The following is a 16475-nucleotide window of genomic DNA, read 5'->3' as shown; positions in this document are numbered from 1 at the left end:
GCAACTGGCGTGATGCTGGCGCAGCAGCGTTAGACCGCATCAGTGCTCAGGCCTCCTGAGGAGTGCCGAATCCATCAATGCAATGCTTGTGATCTGGCTTTCCCAGCCGACAATGCCGACCACCCCAAAAAATTGGGGAGCTCGTGCATTCGCTGGAGCGTCGCTCAATCATATCATCGTCAAAAACTATCGTGTTTACCGACGAGATCCGTATCTACAATCGACGAAAGTGAGCCTCGACCCCGGTCGCTGGTGCCAGCAACTCCAACGGCCTACGCGTCAAGATTAGTAATCTCAGACGTTTCCGGCCAGGAAGCTCTGTGCCTTTTGCGGGAAGCGCTCAGCTAAAGCCGATAGCGTAAACTCCCTGTTCGGTGCACGATTTGAAGCCTGGCTAGCGTCGGCGGCGACCACGGGATTGATCATCATCTCGTCGACGCCAAGCTCGGCAGCGAGCGCTTCTACGCCGTCGGCCACCCGATCAGGTGATCCAATTATCCAAGAGCGACGGAAATTGGCTACCAGATCATCGTAGCGCTCTGGGAATTCCACCTGTTCAGACTGCTCGACGAGCATTTGCGGCTGCACAGGTTCACCCGAACGAAATGCAGACATGAAGTAAAGCTGTGACCGTGCTAGACGCTCGGCTTCTTCATCAGTCTTGCCCATCACTACGATTGCGGAGACTAGGCCCTACACTCATAAACGGGGTTCACACGCGGGCATGGCTTTGATTCAATGAGGCTTTGATTTGGAGGCCTCAGATGACCCGTCGCCGGTTCGACCTGACTGATTTCGAATGGAGCATTATCCAACCGCTTCTTCCTAACAAGCCTCGCGGCGTCCCGCGAGTTGACGACCGGCGCGTAATCAACGGCATCTTGTGGCGATTTCGGACCGGCTCGCCCTGGGCGGATGTTCCTGAGCGCTATGGCCCCTACACAACCTGCTACAATCGTTTTGTCCGTTGGAGAAAGGCTGGTGTCTGGGACCATGTTCTGGAGGAGGTCTCAAGGGCCTTCGACGGCGATATTGTCATGATCGACAGTTCCTGTGTCCGCGTTCATCAACATGCGGCCACGGGAAAAAGGGGGATCAAGACGATGGCTGCATGGGACGTTCCCGCGGCGGCTTGACGACGAAAATCCATGCTCTTGTCGATGCAGATGGCCGTCCAATTGGCATCGACCTGACCCCAGGACAAGTGCACGACAGCAGGGCCGCCGAGCCAATGCTGAAGGATATCGGAAAGGGTGCCATACTTTTGGCAGACAGGGCTTATGATACAAACGCCCTTCGAACCTTGGCAAAAACAAAACGGGCGTGGGCCAATATTCCAGCAAAGCGAAACCGCAAGGAGAGCTTTCCGTTCAGCTCATGGGTCTATAGGCAGCGAAACCTCGTCGAGCGATTCTTCAACAAGCTCAAGCAGTTCAGAGGGATTGCCACTCGGTATGACAAGGACCCTCAAAACTTCCTAGCAGCCGTAAAACTACTCGCCACCCGCATCTGGATCAGGTCGTTATGAGTCTACGCCCTAGCACTACTTTGGCAGAATTAAAATTTCGCTTTGAAGATGCCGTTGGCAGTGCGGACATCGGATTTGTACTGTCGGTATAGCAAGCGCATTTATCACGGCCCGGCGGATGGCAGGCAAGGTCGGCTCAGGTGGTCCACGACGAACTCGCCGCTTCTTTTTTTTCCCGCTTTGCAGTCTGCAATCTTTGGTGCTGGAGGAAGGCATAGGCGATCATCGTCATCAGAGCGTGTCGGTGCAGTCCTTGCCATGATCGGCCTTCGAAGTGATCGAGACCAAGCTCCTCTTTCATCTGCTGGTGCGCCTGCTCGCAAACCCATCTCGCCTTGATGGCGGACGCCAGCACTTTCAAAGTCGCATCGGCTGGTAAGTTGGAGAGGTAGTATTTGCGCTCGTCGTTTGATCGCCACTCGCCAACCAGCCAGGCTTCCTCACCCGGCATGTGCTGTTGTCCCTTGTCGAGAATACGTTGCGGCGTACCGTCGGCGATCCGGATGCGCAATGCCGCAAAACGTGCTGTCAGGCGACCTTTTGTACCATGCCTCCAACTAACCTTTTTCCAGCGTGCAGAAGTCAGCATCGTTTCTGCGGCAACCGACAGGGTGTCGGGGATCGAATGCTTGCGAGGACGGCCATGACCGGCGACGGGAAAGATCAATCCGACATCATAGGGATAGACCTTCTGATGCTTGGGGATGCCGACCGCCCAGGTGAGGCCGCGGCCACTCAATCCCTTTCGGAAGGCCGCCGACAGGCCGTAGCCTGCGTCAGCCAGAACTGTGCCGAACCGGACACCCGCCACGATCAACCGATCGATCTCGGCAAGAGCGATCTCCGGCTTCGTACGAGACGTTCGCATGCTGTCTGGAACACCGGCCCTTGCCATGCGCTGCTGATCACCGATCCAGCTTTCAGGCAGGAACAAACGCAAGCCCACCGGGACCGGCACCTCGTCTCGCGCAAGCGTCACTGACACCAATGTCTGGCAATTTGCTCTCTTGCCCAGCATTGAAGCATATTGCGGAGCGACACCGACCGAGTGGTCGCCCTTCTTCGGCAAACCGGTGTCATCGATCACCAGAAACGCATCGGATGCACCCACGATCCTGTCCGCCTGTCGCGCGAGTTCAGTCTCAAGAGGCGCTGAATCCCAAAGGCCATCAGAAATGAAATGGTGGAGGCGGTCGTACTGGCCTGGAGCAAACCGCTCGGCCATCGGCTCGATGCTCTTGCGGTCACCGGGACCGATCAGCCCAGACACATAAAGTGGACACATCTGTCGTCGTTTCTTGTGTCCAAGCTTCTCCAGAAACGGCTGCAAAAATGCCGAAAGATCCGAATCCCAATCCGTCATGTCCCGCCCTCGATAAAGAGAGCCACAATCATCTCAAACGTGCCTTGCCCGAATCTGCCAAAGTAGTGCTAGAACGCTGGGCTCAGGTTGTGCTGCACTGGGCACGAACCGATCTTTGTATAACTGAATGGCTTCCTTAGCTCCTTCCGCGCGAATGTGGTAGCCAAAGGCGTAGGGCAAGCTGAGCTCGGCGGCCAGTTGTGCTGAGTAAGACGATGTGCCGAGAATCCACGGTGATGGTGCGCTGCTAGCGTTCGGGACAGCTTTGAAGCTATATGACTGGCCGCCTTGGTCTACATCTACGCCGTGTGGCTGGTTCAGTGCCAAGAGGTTCGAGAGGTCACTGATGTAGCCCTCCTCGTTCTTCATCGGCGTCCCTCCACGGAGGAGGGAGCTCGTAGCCCAGTCGGCACCAGTCGATCGGCCAATCCCCAAGTCAACTCTACCGGGGAAGCATGCGTTCAACAGCCCCATTTGTTCGGCCACCAGGAATGGTGGATAGTGAGACAGAAGTACGCATCCACCTACGCGGATGTCTTTGGTATTGGCCCCCACCACTGAAGCGAACACAGGGGTGTGACTTGCCGCGACAGCTGCAACGTTGTGGTGTTCCGCTAACCAGTATCGGTGGAAGCCAAGCCGATCTGCGTGTCTCGCAAGCTCCAGCATGGAAGCGAAGCAGTCTGAAGCGGACTGGTTTGATCGAATTGGGCCAATATCTAGGACAGATAGCTTAAGTTTGTTGGTCATGTCGGTCACTCCACAATCCTTTCAGCCAACCGGTGAAAGGCGTGGATCTTGTCCTCAATATCATAGGCCATCATAGTCAACATCACCTCGTCAGCGTCATATGCCGCGGCTCGAGCCTTAATTTGTCCGACCACGTCATCGATAAGGCCGGTCACCTCCCGGTTGGCTATCTGATCCAGATAAGCAACTTGGTTACGGCTAAACTCGACGCGTGCAAGGCTGCTGGGAGAGGGAACGGCTGTAGGATATGTGCCGTTGTCACGCATTAGCCTGAAGTAGTCTGACGCCTTCTTCATGTCGTTGAGTTTGCTCGTGTCGTCGGCGGTAACTACGTTCAAAGCGATAATGACTTTCGGCTCTGGAAACTCCTCTGAAGGTTTGAAGTTGCGCCTGTAGGCCGTGACCGCCTCCTTCGTCGCCGCAGGATTGATGAAGAGAGCAACTGCCAGACCCATACCGTTCTCTGCCGCCATTTGACCGCTGTTGGCGTGTGAACCTGCAGAGAGAAGCCAGAGCGGCGGAGCCCCCTTGACCTTTGGCATTGCTGCCACCCGAGGGTATGCGTCGTGAAAGAACCTGTCGAGTTGCCGCACTTGTTCTGCGAAGTCGACATCCTTTGGAGGGTTGAGCAAAGATGATGAGTATGGGTCGCCACCGCTGGCACGCCCAATGCCGCAATCGACCCGCCCGGGAAACAAGGCCTCTAGAACGCGAAAGTGTTCCGCGACCTTCAACGCGCTGTGGTTCGGCAACATGACGCCACCCGAGCCTATCCGAATCCGACTGGTCTTCGAACCCAAGGCCGCGAGCAAGACTTCAGGCGATGAACCTTGAAGAATACTCATGTTGTGGTGCTCAGATAGCCAGAGGCGCTCGTATCCTACATAGTCGGCCTCCTGAGCGAGAAGCACTGTGTTATGAATTGCGTCAGCGGCAAGACCATTCTCGGATAGGGTGGACTGTTCAAGTATTGAAATTTTCACGGTAGCTACCTTTGACATGCAGCGATCATCCAACGGATTTGGCCAAAATCACTTGAGGTGATTGCCTCCATCCAATCGCCGCGTGGAACGAATGCTTCGGGTCCTTAGACAAGATTGGTTTGATGATAGGTCGTGGCCTGCAAGGTGGTAACTATACGTGAGTGTAGCGATGCAACACCAAGAGCAGGTGTTGGGCTGAGTACTGCCACCAAGCGAGCGCTTCTCGCGGTGAGCGAGCCTTGTGTATGGCCAGACCTAGCCGTACGTATAGTTCAGATTGGTGAGACATCCCCGTACCATTCATTATCGTGAAAAATAGAGGTTAGGGATGTCCGAAATCGATACTGTAGTCTTGTCCGGCTCCAAGGATCAGCCTGTCATCCTTATCGCAGATCCTGCCTGTGATGAGAGCTCGACGCTTGTGCATCGCCTTCGACAAGAGGGGTACAGCGTGGTGATTGCGGGCAGCGTCCGCATGGCGATCAACGTTGCGAACTCTCAGAAAGTATTCTTCGCATTGACCGAACTGAGCTTCGAGGACGGTTCCGGCAAAGACATTCTCGCGTACCTCTCAAAAACGCACCCGTACTGTAGAGCGATAGTTCATACCGCGTATTGTGACGTCAAGACGGCTGTTTGGGCCGCCAAAGCCGGAGCGGCGGATGTTCTCCCGAAACCCACAGCCGTTGATTTTCTCATCGCAATTCTGTTGGAGAAAGATCTCCGGAAAGGCGGAGAATTCACTGGCGTACAGCCACCAAACGAAGTGCGAGAGGAGCATATCCGCCAAGTATATCTCGCCTCAGGCTTTAACCTAAGCCGCACGGCTGATCGATTGATGATGCATCGACGAACTTTACAGCGGATCATGGAGCGCTCGCCTTCGCTGCGGGCGGTCGGTAAGTGATGTCAGCACGTTCCACAATTCAGGTCGTACCTGCGCAAAAAATCCGCGCCATATCAGCAAAGGCCGAAGGCGTTCGCCATGTTCCGGAAGAGGTGCCGATCGCCATCTCCTATGGCGGCTCAAGCCATGCAGTTTTGATGGGAACACCCGACGATCTCGTGGATTTTGCGGTCGGCTTCAGCTTGACTGAGGGAATTATCACGCGTCTCGAACAGATCCAATCGATCGATGTGGTGGAGGGGGACCTTGGCATTGACGTCCAGGTTTTGCTAGCGGATGACGTCTCCAACATCTTGCGTCAGCGTAAACGAAGCATGGCCGGACCGGTCGGCTGCGGACTTTGTGGTATAGAGTCTATCGATCAGGCTATGAGGACGTTGCCGGAACTCGTGGCGTCAAATTTGAAGATGACCTTCAAAGATGTGACTGACGCCACAGCTGAGCTGCAGCGCTTGCAAGTTCTGCATCGAGAGACCCGAGCGGTCCATGCAGCTGGGCTCTTCGTGCCAGGCGCTGGAATCATGGCTCTCCGTGAGGATGTCGGTCGACACAATGCACTCGATAAGCTGTGCGGCTTCGCGTTAGGTGCAGAGATCAAGGCTGAGAATGCTGCTGTCGTAGTTACGAGCCGAATTTCCGTTGAGATGGTACAGAAAACCGTTATGCTGGGCAGTCCTATCCTCATTGCGGTTTCCGCGCCGACGGCACTGGCAATCCGCACAGCCGAGGCGGCTGGTGTGACGCTTATCGGCATAGCGCGGGGCGAAGACTTCGAAATCTTCACACATCCTTACCGGATCGTTCGCGGATAATCGCACGCAAACTCTCGCTGTCGCTAAGGGGCCAATGAAGCATTGGTCGTTCCAGACTCTGGCACTGTAACGCTTGTCGTCCCCTCGGCCGATAGACCTTCCTTCGACACAACGTGCCAGATGACCTTGTAGGAGCCTGGCGGGAGTGGGTTGACGATAGGCGCGATCAGCTCGCTTCCAGAAGCGTCAGTCTGCAGGGGTTCAGTCGCGATGACGCGACCCAGTGGCGAGAAAATTTTGATTGAAGATCGGGCTACATCCACCGGATCCGTGAACGTGAGAGCGAAGTTCTGCAGGCCGGAAGCAGGGGGCTCATCCCAATTCGCTTCCTGCTTGGCTTGCGCTCCGTTTGTCATCGTTAGTGAAGCTGCGATGCCGAGTGCAATCAACGCCTGCTTAAACATGATCCATCTCCTTCATCCGTAGAACGGTAAGACGTTTCGAGCCTTGTAAGTTCCGCCTATTCATGTCGTAAGAGTGCCTGTTTCTAAGAGGTTTTGATACTAAATGAAGGTCTAGGTCCGTCGAGCCGATTGTGTAAGGTCAGTACATGACCCACGGGATTCGTCCGCTGAGATGATGCGAGGCCACGCGGCGACCGAGCAAGGGATGTCACTGATGGGACTGCGGCTAAAGTTGATCGCCTCGAGGAATTATCGTCAGAAGGCGGCGGCCTTGCGCCAGTTGCAGCCATCTGCAGAATAGCTAAAGTTGGCAGCTGTTAAGTAGGCGCAAGGAGCCGCGCTCGATGTCCAAGGTGTTTGAAATTCTAAAGCGCATAGATGAGGCGAAGGTGCATTATTTTATCGGCAGGTATCGCGCTGATACGATTGACATCACCACCACCGTTGTCGGTGAGCGTGTAGAGATTTCCGTCTTTGAGGATGACCACGTTGAGGTATCGCGCTTCGTTGGTAACGAGGACGTTCTGGACGAAAGCGTCCTTGACGAAATTTTGTGAAAAGAAGGTTGACCGCTTAGGGCCGAAAGGCGACGTCATCTCGTAGACGCCCCCTGGCAAGGCAAAGCTCGACTCCGCCCTGTCAGGCGATGTCGACGGCAGCTCGCTCCATTACGCTGCGGCGGATCGGACGATCGTGACGGGTACACCCTTATACGCAGGGGTTCCGGATTTACGGTCATAGTCGTTCAGAGCAACAACCGCGTTCATCTCCGGGTAGTACCCTGCTACTGAACCCGTCGGGATATCGTATTGGACAGCCGTGTATCCCCGTACGGACCTCTCAGGCCCTTCCGTAGTCATCGCGAGGACGTCAATCTTATCGCCTTCCTGTAGGCCCCGAGCACTGAGATCGGCCGCACTCATGAAGATAACGTCACGCCGTCCGAAGACGCCGCGGTATCGGTCGTCTAGCCCATAGACAGTCGTGTTGTATTGGTCGTGGCTTCGCAGCGTTGTCAACACCAGCGTAGTTGGGTCTTTCAGACGAGGATCTTCATCCAGGCCCGGTGCGCAAAGGAAGGTGGCTTTGCCGCTGGCTGTTCGCCACTCGCGGTGAGACGCGGGGACATATAGGCGGAAACCGCCGCGGACGCGGACCCGTGCGTTGAAATCATAGAAGTCTGGAAATACCACTTCAATCTTGTCACGGATGCGGTCGTAATTGGCGATCAGACCTGCCCAGTCAATCCCGTACTTGTCGCCGAGTGTTGCCGCAGCCATGCCAGCAAGGATGGCTGGTTCGGATTTGAGCAATGGGCCCGGAGGGTTCAAAAAGCCGCGAGATGCGTGAACCATAGACATTGAGTCTTCGACGGTGACCGACTGCGGTCCCGAGGCCTGGGTATCTAGGTCCGTCCTCCCCAGGCACGGGAGAATAAGCGAGTGTTTTGCAGTCAACAGGTGAGACCGGTTGAGCTTCGTCGAGATCTGCACAGAGAGGTCGAGTTTCCGCATCCCCTCAAAGGTGATCGTAGGATCGGACATTGCCACGGCAAAGTTGCCGCCAAGGCACACCAGAGCTTTCGAACGACCGTCGGCGATTGCCTCGATCGCTTCGATTGCATTATGCCCTTTGTCGCCCGTCGGCTTGAAACCAAACGCTCGTTCCATCCCATCGAGTAGGGCGCTATTGGGAATCTCGGTAATTCCGACAGTTCGGTCACCCTGAACGTTGGAGTGTCCGCGAACCGGACAGATACCGGCGCCCTCCCGGCCTATGTTCCCTCTCAGCATAAGCAAATTTGCAGCCTGCTGGACGTTCGCGGTGCCCTTTGCATGCTGTGTCAAACCCATGCCATAGCAAAGGATGACATTCTTGGCTTTGAGATATACGTCAACAGCGTCTTCGATCGAACTCCTTGAGAGGCCGGAATACAACAAGATGTCGTCCCAAGACGTGTCTTCGACGTCCTTGCGAAGACCATCTACGCCCACAGTGTGCTCGGCGATGAAATCACGATCCAGAACGCCGGTCCCACCATTTGCGAGATCCAAGGCGTCACGTTCAAAGATCGACTTCATCATTCCCTTGATAGCCGCCAGATCACCGCCTGTTCTTACCTGGTGGTACGCAGATGCGATCTCAGTCGACGAGAAGGTTGCCATTTCTATCGGATTCTGGGGCGCCGCGAATTTTTCCAATGCTCGCTCTTTGAGCGGATTGAACACAACGATCGGAACTCCACGCCTGGAAGCATCGTGAAGCGTGGTCATCATCCGAGGATGGTTCGTACCCGGATTATGCCCGAAGCTGAAAATCGCGTCGCAGTGATCGAAGTCCTCGAGGGTAACCGTTCCCTTGCCAACGCCTATGGATTCAGGCAGGCCTACGCTGGTCGCTTCGTGGCACATGTTGGAGCAATCTGGAAAATTATTGGTCCCAAACGCTCTTACGAAAAGCTGAAAGATAAATGCGGCCTCGTTCGACGCGCGTCCAGACGTGTAAAACTCGCCTTGGTGTGGGCTTTCGAGCGCGTTCAAACGATCGCCGATCAGCGCGAACGCCTCCGCCCATTCGATAGGCTTGTAGTGGTCGCTCTCTGCATCGTAGACCATTGGGTGCGTGAGACGCCCCTGGTTCTCTAACTCATGATCGGTCCAGTTCCAGAGCTCTGAGACAGAATGCTTCTCGAAGAAATCAGGGCTCACACGTTTGGCCGTCGATTCCCACGTGATCGCCTTGGCGCCGTTTTCACAGAACTCAAAAGAGGACGTGTGCTTGGGATCTGGCCATGCACATCCGGGACAATCGAACCCCTCTGGCTGGTTAGCCTTGAGGAAGGTTGCGGTGCCCTGAGCGACAATCTGCTGACGGGCCAGCGTCTCGGCCACCGCCTTGAGCGCACCCCAACCGCCAGCTGGTTCATGATATGCTTTGATGCCATCAGGCCGTTTCTTGCTCATGGGATTCTCCGCTTCTGCTAGAAAGAAACGGTAGCAGGGACCGTGACGTTACGAAGCTATACTGAAGTGTAGGTTAGGCCCTCGGCCGCTCTTTCGATGTCGTAGTTAGTGCGGATCACGGTGTCGAAGGGGTGCCCTTCTACCAGTGCATGTCTTGAATTCGAGGTTTGCGGCCAGCTACTGACGGATCTCGAAACTGACGTGTACGCTCGCTTTGATGGCGTTCGAGTAAGGGCAAATGCCGTGCGTGACCTCCATCAGCTCTCGCGCTTGTGCAGCGGGCATTCCAGGCAGATACACCTCCAGGTTCGCCGTAATGCCGTTACCACCCTCCGATCGTGGGCCCATCCCAATTGTCGCAGAAACCGTCGTGCCTACGGGAACACTCACTTTCAGTTGTCGAGCGCCTACGCGAAGTGCTCCCAGAAAACATGCAGAATACCCAAGGGCGAAGAGCTCCTCCGGGTTCGCACCGGGGCCTCCAGGACCACCAAGTTCTTTGGGTATTACAAGCTGAAAGGCGAGGGTGCCATCATCTAGCGACGTCTTGCCGTCGCGGCCCGCCGGTTGCCGTGGCGCGAGTGCTGTACTTCGGGTTTACTGTCACCGCATTTCCATGGGATTAGGCTGCCGAGAGGTAAGGCGCTCGACTGCGAATGGGATCTGTTTGTGCCTTTGGCGAGGTGACGCTGGGCTACGGGCCCTTCAAGTCGCTCGTGCCGTCAATGGAAGCTAACGGTCTTCTGACTGTAGGCAGGCTTGGAAATATGCGTCACCGCGTCCACAGCAACGATGTCCATAAGCGTTGCAACGGGAAACGCGTGAGATACGCCCCCAGCCTGGATCAATATGAAATCATCGACTACACGAACATGCGATGCCACGAGGTTACGTTCTTCGCCATTATCGTTGACGGACACGACAAACATGAGTTCTCCAAGATTGTTTGATTGAGCGCAGTGCAGCTTCCTGGTTAACGGCAGGTAATCGTCTCGTCGTGATTAATGCGGGATTGCGGACTCCACCAAAAAAGGTCTGAGCCGCAGCGCACTAGGCCGCCATCCTGGAGCAAACTTCAGCGCAAGCTCGGCATGCGTCTGCGCATTCTTGCATGCCGCCGACACGATCGCATTCAATAGCGCATTCCAGGCAAATCTCGGCGCACTCTTTGCAAGTGTGCTTGTGATGGACTGTTCCGATAAGCATGAAATGAGCTGAAGTTCGACACATCTCAGAGCAGGCAAGCATAAGTCGCAGGTGAGCAGGCTCGGCGTTTTCGCCACCCATCTCAATGCCATGGCGGGTAACGGTAGACAGGCAGGCAGCATAGCAGCGAAGGCACTTTTCGATGCAGTCAGGCATTTCAGATTTCATGTCGAGCATGCTGTTTTCCTTTTTGTGAGCTTGGTCTTGAGAGCGCTCGGCACCGGTCACGATTGCCGCAAGTTTGGGCGAATAGCTCTCGATCATAGGCCGGATTTTGCCGGGCAATTGGGTCGGGGAACGGGAGAGCCCGTCCGTTAGTATGAGCAGGGCCGATCGTTGTCGAAGCCAAAGGAGCACGCCGAGTTTAGTGGCATCTGAACGTACCTGCTCTGCTCGGTTGTCGTGCAGGAGGCGGTGGCTACCAGGATCGCGATCACAGTGCCAAGTCGGGTCCAACTGTTCATTTGGCTTCTCCCAAGTATATGTTTGGCTGAGACGGGGTGCGCGTCGAGGCGAGCCTCGCTACCGACGAGTGATCATCAGAGCTTCGACGTCGTGAGACATATTACTAGTTGCTCTTAGGCCGGGTCCGCGACGGGAGGGCGGCAGGCGTGAATGACACATGACCGCTACTATTGAATTGAACCCAGTAACCGAAGGCCATGAAGATGGCACCACCAATGAGGTTGCCGAGCGTAACCCACGTTAGATTGTGTACGGCTCCCCAAATCGTGATGTTGTCTGGATGGTGACCGATCAACGCGAGGGAGAAGGTGAACATATTCGCGACGGAATGCTCGAAGCCCGATGCGACGAAGATCGTGATCGGCCAGAAGATCAGCATAACCTTGGCGGCAGCGTTCTCAGTTCGACCGGCCATCCAGATTGCCAGGCAGACCAGCCAGTTGCAAAGAATGCCGCGAGCTAGCAGTTGCCAGGACCCTGCGGACATCTTGGCGCCGACGATCGAGTAGAACGTGCTGCTACCATCTCCCAACATCACGCCTCCACCGGCGAGCCGGATAAGCACTGCCAGGCCGATCGCTCCGATCAGGTTTCCAAGCCAAGCTGCGCACCAGACCGCGATCATGTCGGCGACAGTGGCGCGGCCGGTCAGTAGGGCAAGCGGCATGTACATCGCTGTGCCGGTGAAAAGCTCAGATCCAGCGAAAACCACGATAGTCAACGCTGAAGAGAAGACGATGCCCATGACGAGATGCGTCCAAGCTGGATCGATATGAGCGCCCGCCGTAAACATCAGGATGTCGCCAAAACCAATATAGGCTCCGGCCATTGCAGCGCCTACTAGGAAAGCGACCAGCTGCTTCCTTACGAGTTGAGCTTTGTGAGCACCAGCTTCCGAGAAGCTCGTAATGGAATCATCGTACATGCTGCGCCTCGTCGAGTGGAGTGTAGTTGTTAACTAGCGGCCACCCTATCGAGCGACCGCACACTCCTGAATCATACGTAGGTCTAGGTTTGTGTTGCCATGAGCATAGCGCAGGGACGTTCAAAGCCCCCGGACCGTGATGCGGACGAACGCACAGATTGGGGGAGCAACGCGTGTATTCTGCTACACGATTGCAGGGAGCAAGTTGAGCAGCAGCACCATCACCAACCCGACGACCGAGACGATGGATTGGATCACCGAAATCGTCATCGTTGCCTCGCCCATTGTCATTCCGAACGACTCTTTCACCAACCAAAAACCAGCGTGGTTTGCGTAATTGAAGAAGAGCGAGCCACAGCCGATCGACAAAGCGAGAAGTGGAACATTGATCGGCTCGGTCCCAACGAGGGGGGCCAGAAGGCCTGATGCGCCAACGATGCCTACCGTCGCCGATCCGGTGGATACGGAGAGCAGCATCGAGATGAACCAACCGAGCGCAAGTGGTGAAAGCGAGAATTGCTGGCTCATGTGCACGATCGCATCGCCGACTTTTGCATCGGTGAGGACGCGCTGAAATGCACCTCCACCGGCGATTATAAGCAGAACGTTTGCGATCGGGCGAACACTTGCCGTCAGGGACTTTTGGAAGCGTTCCGTATCTGTGCCCCGCAGATAGACGAGGACCAGTGCGGCGAAGAGCACGCCGACAAGCATCGCGATCGCAGGATCCCCCAAGAAGCCTGTGATTTTCGCGATCGTTGAGTCCTTGGCGAATAGCAGTTCCGTTACCGCGTTGAAGAGCATCAAGATCGCAGGCAAGAGGGCGGTCAAGAGGCTTAATCCCAGACTTGGCGCGGGTGCCTGCGTGTTACCAGCCACGTCAGAGCTCGAAAACTGTTTAACCAGCGCCTGATCCGGCGACACCTTCATGCGAGGTGTTATTAGCGCACCGTAGACAGGCCCGCCAAGGATAATGGCGGGGACAGCCGCCACGAAGCCGTAAAGCATGGTTGCGCCAACGCTGGTGTTCAACGACGCGATCGCCGTAAGTGGTCCTGGATGAGGAGGAACCATGCCATGCATCGAGGCAAGTGCTGCGATCACAGGGACGCCGACGTACACATAAGCTGAACCGCGAATTTTGGCCGATTTTTCAAGTTTGCTAGCGACACTGAAGATGAGTGGCAGCAGAACGACGAGGCCCACTTCGAAGAACATCGGGATGCCGACCACGAAGGCCGCAGCCGACATTGCCCATGGTAGCAGGTGGGTGGGCGTGCGGTCCACGATCGCGTCTGAAATGGCTTGTGTAACGCCGCCATCAGCGAGAATTTTACCCAACATCGCGCCTAGCGCAACGACGATGCCAACCGCGCCAAGCGTGTTACCCGCGCCTGCTTCAATGGATTTGACTAATTTGTCAATCGGTAGACCCGCTAGTGTGCCGACAGCAATCGAGGTCGTCAGCAACGCCAGGAGTGGGTGAAACTTCACGCGCGACACGATGAGCGTGACCAAAAACGCGACGCCGCCGACGGCAATCAGGAGGAGCTTCACATCTGATGGTGTCATGCCGGTTCCAAGGGAAATCATTTGCTTTCGACCAGTTCAAGGACCAGCCGCTTTACGGAAGAGATCGATAGGATGCGAACTAAAGGCACCAGGTTGGTCGACTGTCAATAGCGAGTGCCTTTAAGTGACTCTGGTTCAGGCTGCTGTTCCGGCGGATTTCCAACCAATGCCAAAGGAAAGTTGCCGGTGGTGACCATGGAGCGGATGTGCCTCCAATTCTATTATACCTGTGTATGGTTTCCGTCTCTCTCGGGCCCACAGGACACATCCCGATGCTGGCATGCCGCGACTACTGAATCGAACGTAGGTGTAGGTCGCCCTCTTCATCTCGACAAAGCATGCGACCCTTGGATTCATACAATACAGCGACTTCGCCCAAGTCTATCAGTGCAACCATAAGCTTTGAGGCGAGCACAAAACTTCGCTGTCGCTGCTTTCGGGATCGTCTGACGAGGGTAGGTGGTGCCAACTAAGGCTTGGACACTCCTCACACTCCCCGTTCGCCCGCTCATCGCGTCAAAATTACAGGATGGAATCGGAATGCCGCACTTCTCTAAGCTTCAAAGTCCAGAACCTGCCGCACAGGCCGACGTCTTGCACGCCGCAATGGCTGAATTGATGAGTGAGCACTCCCTCGCGTACTTCGTCGTGAGCTACTTTCCTGAAGCGGACAAGGCGGGACTCAATGAAAATATACTAGCCACAAACTGGCCATTGCAGCTTTTGAACCGCTACGAACACGCTGACATGTTTAGGCAAAGTCGGATCGTGGCGGGACTCAAATGTTCTATTGAGCCAGTCTCAACCGAGACGCTGCTATTTGCGCGTGGACGAGGTGATGGCAAGCTCGAAGAGCCATTGGCACTTTATCACGACGATGGTTTTAGCAATACAATCGGGTTCTCACTTCACGATGCGACGTGTCATCATTATCTGCTGATGCTATCGGGGCTCCGCAAGGTTTCGAGTGATGAGGAAATTGCGCTGATCATCCTCAAAGCCATGAGAGCTCTCGACAAATTTCGTCCCTGCAATCCGGTCGACTTTGGCTTGAGCCAACGGGAGCTTGAGTGTCTTAGATGGTCAGCAGCTGGGAAAAGCAGTGAGGAAGTAGCGTTGATTTTGCATCTCAGTGTCCATACCGTTAATTCCTACATCAATTCGGCGATGCGGAAGTTGGACACAGTAAACCGCGTACAAGCGGTTGCGATGGCAGGGCGACTACGGTTGATCTGAATAGCAAGATTGTCGGATGTCCCACCGTTGGTCGCCTTCTGCCGGATGGTGTGCTCGAAACACTATCCGGCAGGCGAAGCATCGTTAGCTGAGCCCGGTCACTTGGCGGGCATTATCCCAGGTTGGTCGCTCGGTATCTTGGCAATATCGGTGGGAGCCAGATTGAGATGTTGCGCCACCAAGGCCGGTGGCGTGTGAGACAGCCAAGACGAGAGGCCGATTTCCTGGTACTCCGGTACCTTGAAAACAGCGACGAACTGGAGGTCGGTTTTGCCGGTGTTTTCGATGATGTGTCCCTGGCTTTTCTTGACGTAGCCTATATCACCGGCACGGAAGTCCGCCGTCTGGCTGCGTGGGCCAGCATCGAACACCGTCATTCGGCCCTCTCCTTTGATCCAATATTGCCACTCGTCGGCATTGGGATGCCAATGCATTTCACGCACGGCGCCGGGCTTGATCGTCTCAATTGCTGCGGCGATCGTCTTCGAGACGGTAAATGCGCTGCTATCTGCCAGCTGAAGGGTGCCGGAACTATTCTGCCTGATAGGCTTGGACGCGGTGAGCCGGTAGGTGAACGGGTACTCAGGAAGGCCTGCCGATGCAACAGCCTCCTGATCGGCGGAAAGCGGTCCAGGTTCTGTACCCTGAAAAATCCAGAGATCGGTCAACGGGATTGATTTGAAGGCGTCAGCGGTCATGCCAAAGTTCTTGGCGAGTAGCTCCGGCTGCGTATGTGCTAACCAATCGGTCAGCAACAAAGTGCCGTACTCGGACTGATCACCCTGGTCGAAGACGATCACGAATTCACAGCCGTCGGGACCAAGACCCTGCAGGGAGTGTGGAAAGCCCGCTGGAAAGTACCAAAGATCGCCCACGCCGACATCTTGCACGTAGGCCCGGCCCTTCGCGTCGAGCACGGTGATACGGCAACGACCATTGGTGACGATCGCCCACTCCGCAGCGCGGTGCCAGTGCATTTCACGGATGCCACCAGGTCCAAGACGCATGTTGACGCCGGACACCGCGTCAGAGATCGCAAAGTCGGATTTGGTGACCTGCCGTGCCCATCCACCGTTCTGGATCCGTTTTGGGGCATTGTTGAACGAGCCCCAAAACAGCTGCATCTCGCCCACATCTGTTGCCGGGGGGCTCTCAAACGAAGGGAACTGCTCATTGAGTGCCGGGTTGCGTGGTCCTGGGTCCGTCAGGCCTGCGGGATTTGCATTGATTGCACCCTCCGGCGGCCGGTCGGGGTTGCCGAAAGATGCGGCATTCGCCGCGGTTGCTGCGAAGGCCGCTCCGCCTGCAGCTCCGATTGCAAGAAGGTGGCGGCGTGACAGATCTGTCATGATGGACGTCCT

At 55.7% G+C, this 16475-nt stretch carries 16 protein-coding genes and 1 pseudogene; 5 read left to right on the top strand and 12 right to left on the bottom strand.

Annotation, left to right across the window (positions count from 1 at the left end):
* Positions 1-294: 294 nt before the first annotated feature.
* Entirely contained in the window at positions 295-669 is a 375-nt protein-coding gene (locus ACVTFQ_RS28025) for a hypothetical protein (protein ID WP_470424316.1), read from the bottom strand.
* Positions 670-764: 95 nt separating this feature from the next.
* On the opposite strand from ACVTFQ_RS28025, the gene ACVTFQ_RS28020 reads away from it, so the two are divergent.
* Positions 765-1528 (top strand): IS5 family transposase gene (locus tag ACVTFQ_RS28020; RefSeq protein ID WP_283193646.1). Its coding sequence is split into 2 segments (ribosomal slippage): positions 765-1080 and positions 1080-1528, totalling 765 coding nucleotides; the frame shifts between segments, so codons are not numbered across the junction.
* A gap of 136 nt (positions 1529-1664) precedes the next feature.
* On the opposite strand, the gene ACVTFQ_RS28015 is transcribed toward ACVTFQ_RS28020, so the two are convergent.
* From ACVTFQ_RS28015 to ACVTFQ_RS28005, 3 genes are read right to left on the bottom strand one after another with little or no spacing between them, the layout of a single operon-like run.
* Positions 1665-2891: an IS701 family transposase gene (locus tag ACVTFQ_RS28015; RefSeq protein WP_113201027.1), complete on the bottom strand. Its 1227-nt coding sequence runs from the start codon at positions 2889-2891 to the stop codon at positions 1665-1667.
* A gap of 33 nt (positions 2892-2924) precedes the next feature.
* Entirely contained in the window at positions 2925-3641 is a 717-nt protein-coding gene (locus tag ACVTFQ_RS28010) for an MsnO8 family LLM class oxidoreductase (protein WP_470424315.1), read from the bottom strand.
* Positions 3642-3646: 5 nt separating this feature from the next.
* Positions 3647-4642 (bottom strand): MsnO8 family LLM class oxidoreductase, encoded by a 996-nt coding sequence (locus ACVTFQ_RS28005; protein WP_112949901.1) that lies wholly within the window; start codon positions 4640-4642, stop codon positions 3647-3649.
* A gap of 310 nt (positions 4643-4952) precedes the next feature.
* Between ACVTFQ_RS28005 and ACVTFQ_RS28000 the strand changes: the two genes are divergently transcribed.
* A complete protein-coding gene (locus tag ACVTFQ_RS28000; protein ID WP_112949902.1) occupies positions 4953-5531 on the top strand; it encodes a response regulator in 579 nt (192 codons plus the stop codon).
* On the top strand, positions 5531-6343 hold the full coding sequence (gene fdhD, locus ACVTFQ_RS27995; protein WP_112980947.1) for a formate dehydrogenase accessory sulfurtransferase FdhD: 813 nt from the start codon (positions 5531-5533) through the stop codon (positions 6341-6343). Before ACVTFQ_RS28000 ends, fdhD begins: the two co-directional genes overlap by 1 nt.
* A gap of 23 nt (positions 6344-6366) precedes the next feature.
* On the opposite strand, the gene ACVTFQ_RS27990 is transcribed toward fdhD, so the two are convergent.
* Positions 6367-6747: a copper resistance protein CopC gene (locus ACVTFQ_RS27990; RefSeq protein WP_112949904.1), complete on the bottom strand. Its 381-nt coding sequence runs from the start codon at positions 6745-6747 to the stop codon at positions 6367-6369.
* Between the two features lie 344 nt (positions 6748-7091).
* Here ACVTFQ_RS27990 and ACVTFQ_RS27985 point away from each other — a divergent pair, with 344 nt between their 5' ends.
* Complete coding sequence (locus ACVTFQ_RS27985; RefSeq protein ID WP_112949905.1) at positions 7092-7304, top strand: hypothetical protein; 213 nt, start codon at positions 7092-7094, stop codon at positions 7302-7304.
* A 111-nt stretch (positions 7305-7415) separates the two neighbouring features.
* On the opposite strand, the gene ACVTFQ_RS27980 is transcribed toward ACVTFQ_RS27985, so the two are convergent.
* The 6 genes and pseudogenes from ACVTFQ_RS27980 to ACVTFQ_RS27955 form a co-directional block, all read right to left on the bottom strand.
* Positions 7416-9710, bottom strand: coding sequence for an FdhF/YdeP family oxidoreductase (locus ACVTFQ_RS27980; RefSeq protein WP_470424314.1), 2295 nt, complete (start codon positions 9708-9710; stop codon positions 7416-7418).
* Positions 9711-9887: 177 nt separating this feature from the next.
* Positions 9888-10317 (bottom strand): annotated as a pseudogene (locus tag ACVTFQ_RS27975) (Ohr family peroxiredoxin).
* A gap of 115 nt (positions 10318-10432) precedes the next feature.
* Positions 10433-10639, bottom strand: coding sequence for a hypothetical protein (locus ACVTFQ_RS27970; protein WP_112949907.1), 207 nt, complete (start codon positions 10637-10639; stop codon positions 10433-10435).
* Positions 10640-10760: 121 nt separating this feature from the next.
* Positions 10761-11093 carry a four-helix bundle copper-binding protein gene (locus ACVTFQ_RS27965; protein WP_470424623.1) on the bottom strand — a complete coding sequence of 111 codons (333 nt, stop codon included), beginning with the start codon at positions 11091-11093 and terminating at the stop codon, positions 10761-10763.
* 391 nt (positions 11094-11484) lie between these two features.
* Positions 11485-12306 carry a formate/nitrite transporter family protein gene (locus tag ACVTFQ_RS27960; RefSeq protein WP_112949908.1) on the bottom strand — a complete coding sequence of 274 codons (822 nt, stop codon included), beginning with the start codon at positions 12304-12306 and terminating at the stop codon, positions 11485-11487.
* Between the two features lie 183 nt (positions 12307-12489).
* Positions 12490-13878, bottom strand: coding sequence for a GntT/GntP/DsdX family permease (locus tag ACVTFQ_RS27955; RefSeq protein WP_112980957.1), 1389 nt, complete (start codon positions 13876-13878; stop codon positions 12490-12492).
* A gap of 540 nt (positions 13879-14418) precedes the next feature.
* On the opposite strand from ACVTFQ_RS27955, the gene ACVTFQ_RS27950 reads away from it, so the two are divergent.
* Positions 14419-15114 carry a helix-turn-helix transcriptional regulator gene (locus ACVTFQ_RS27950; RefSeq protein ID WP_112980946.1) on the top strand — a complete coding sequence of 232 codons (696 nt, stop codon included), beginning with the start codon at positions 14419-14421 and terminating at the stop codon, positions 15112-15114.
* A 98-nt stretch (positions 15115-15212) separates the two neighbouring features.
* Here the strand turns inward: ACVTFQ_RS27950 and ACVTFQ_RS27945 are convergent, their stop codons facing one another.
* The gene (locus tag ACVTFQ_RS27945) at positions 15213-16463 is read right to left on the bottom strand and encodes an oxalate decarboxylase family bicupin (RefSeq protein WP_112949910.1); all 1251 of its coding nucleotides are present in this window, start codon (positions 16461-16463) and stop codon (positions 15213-15215) included.
* Between the last annotated feature and the right edge of the window lie 12 nt (positions 16464-16475).

It is taken from the genome of Rhizobium sp. O111 (genome assembly GCF_055616315.1).
The sequence above is the reverse complement of the archived record's forward strand: the minus strand, read 5'-3'. Positions and strand labels throughout refer to the sequence as shown.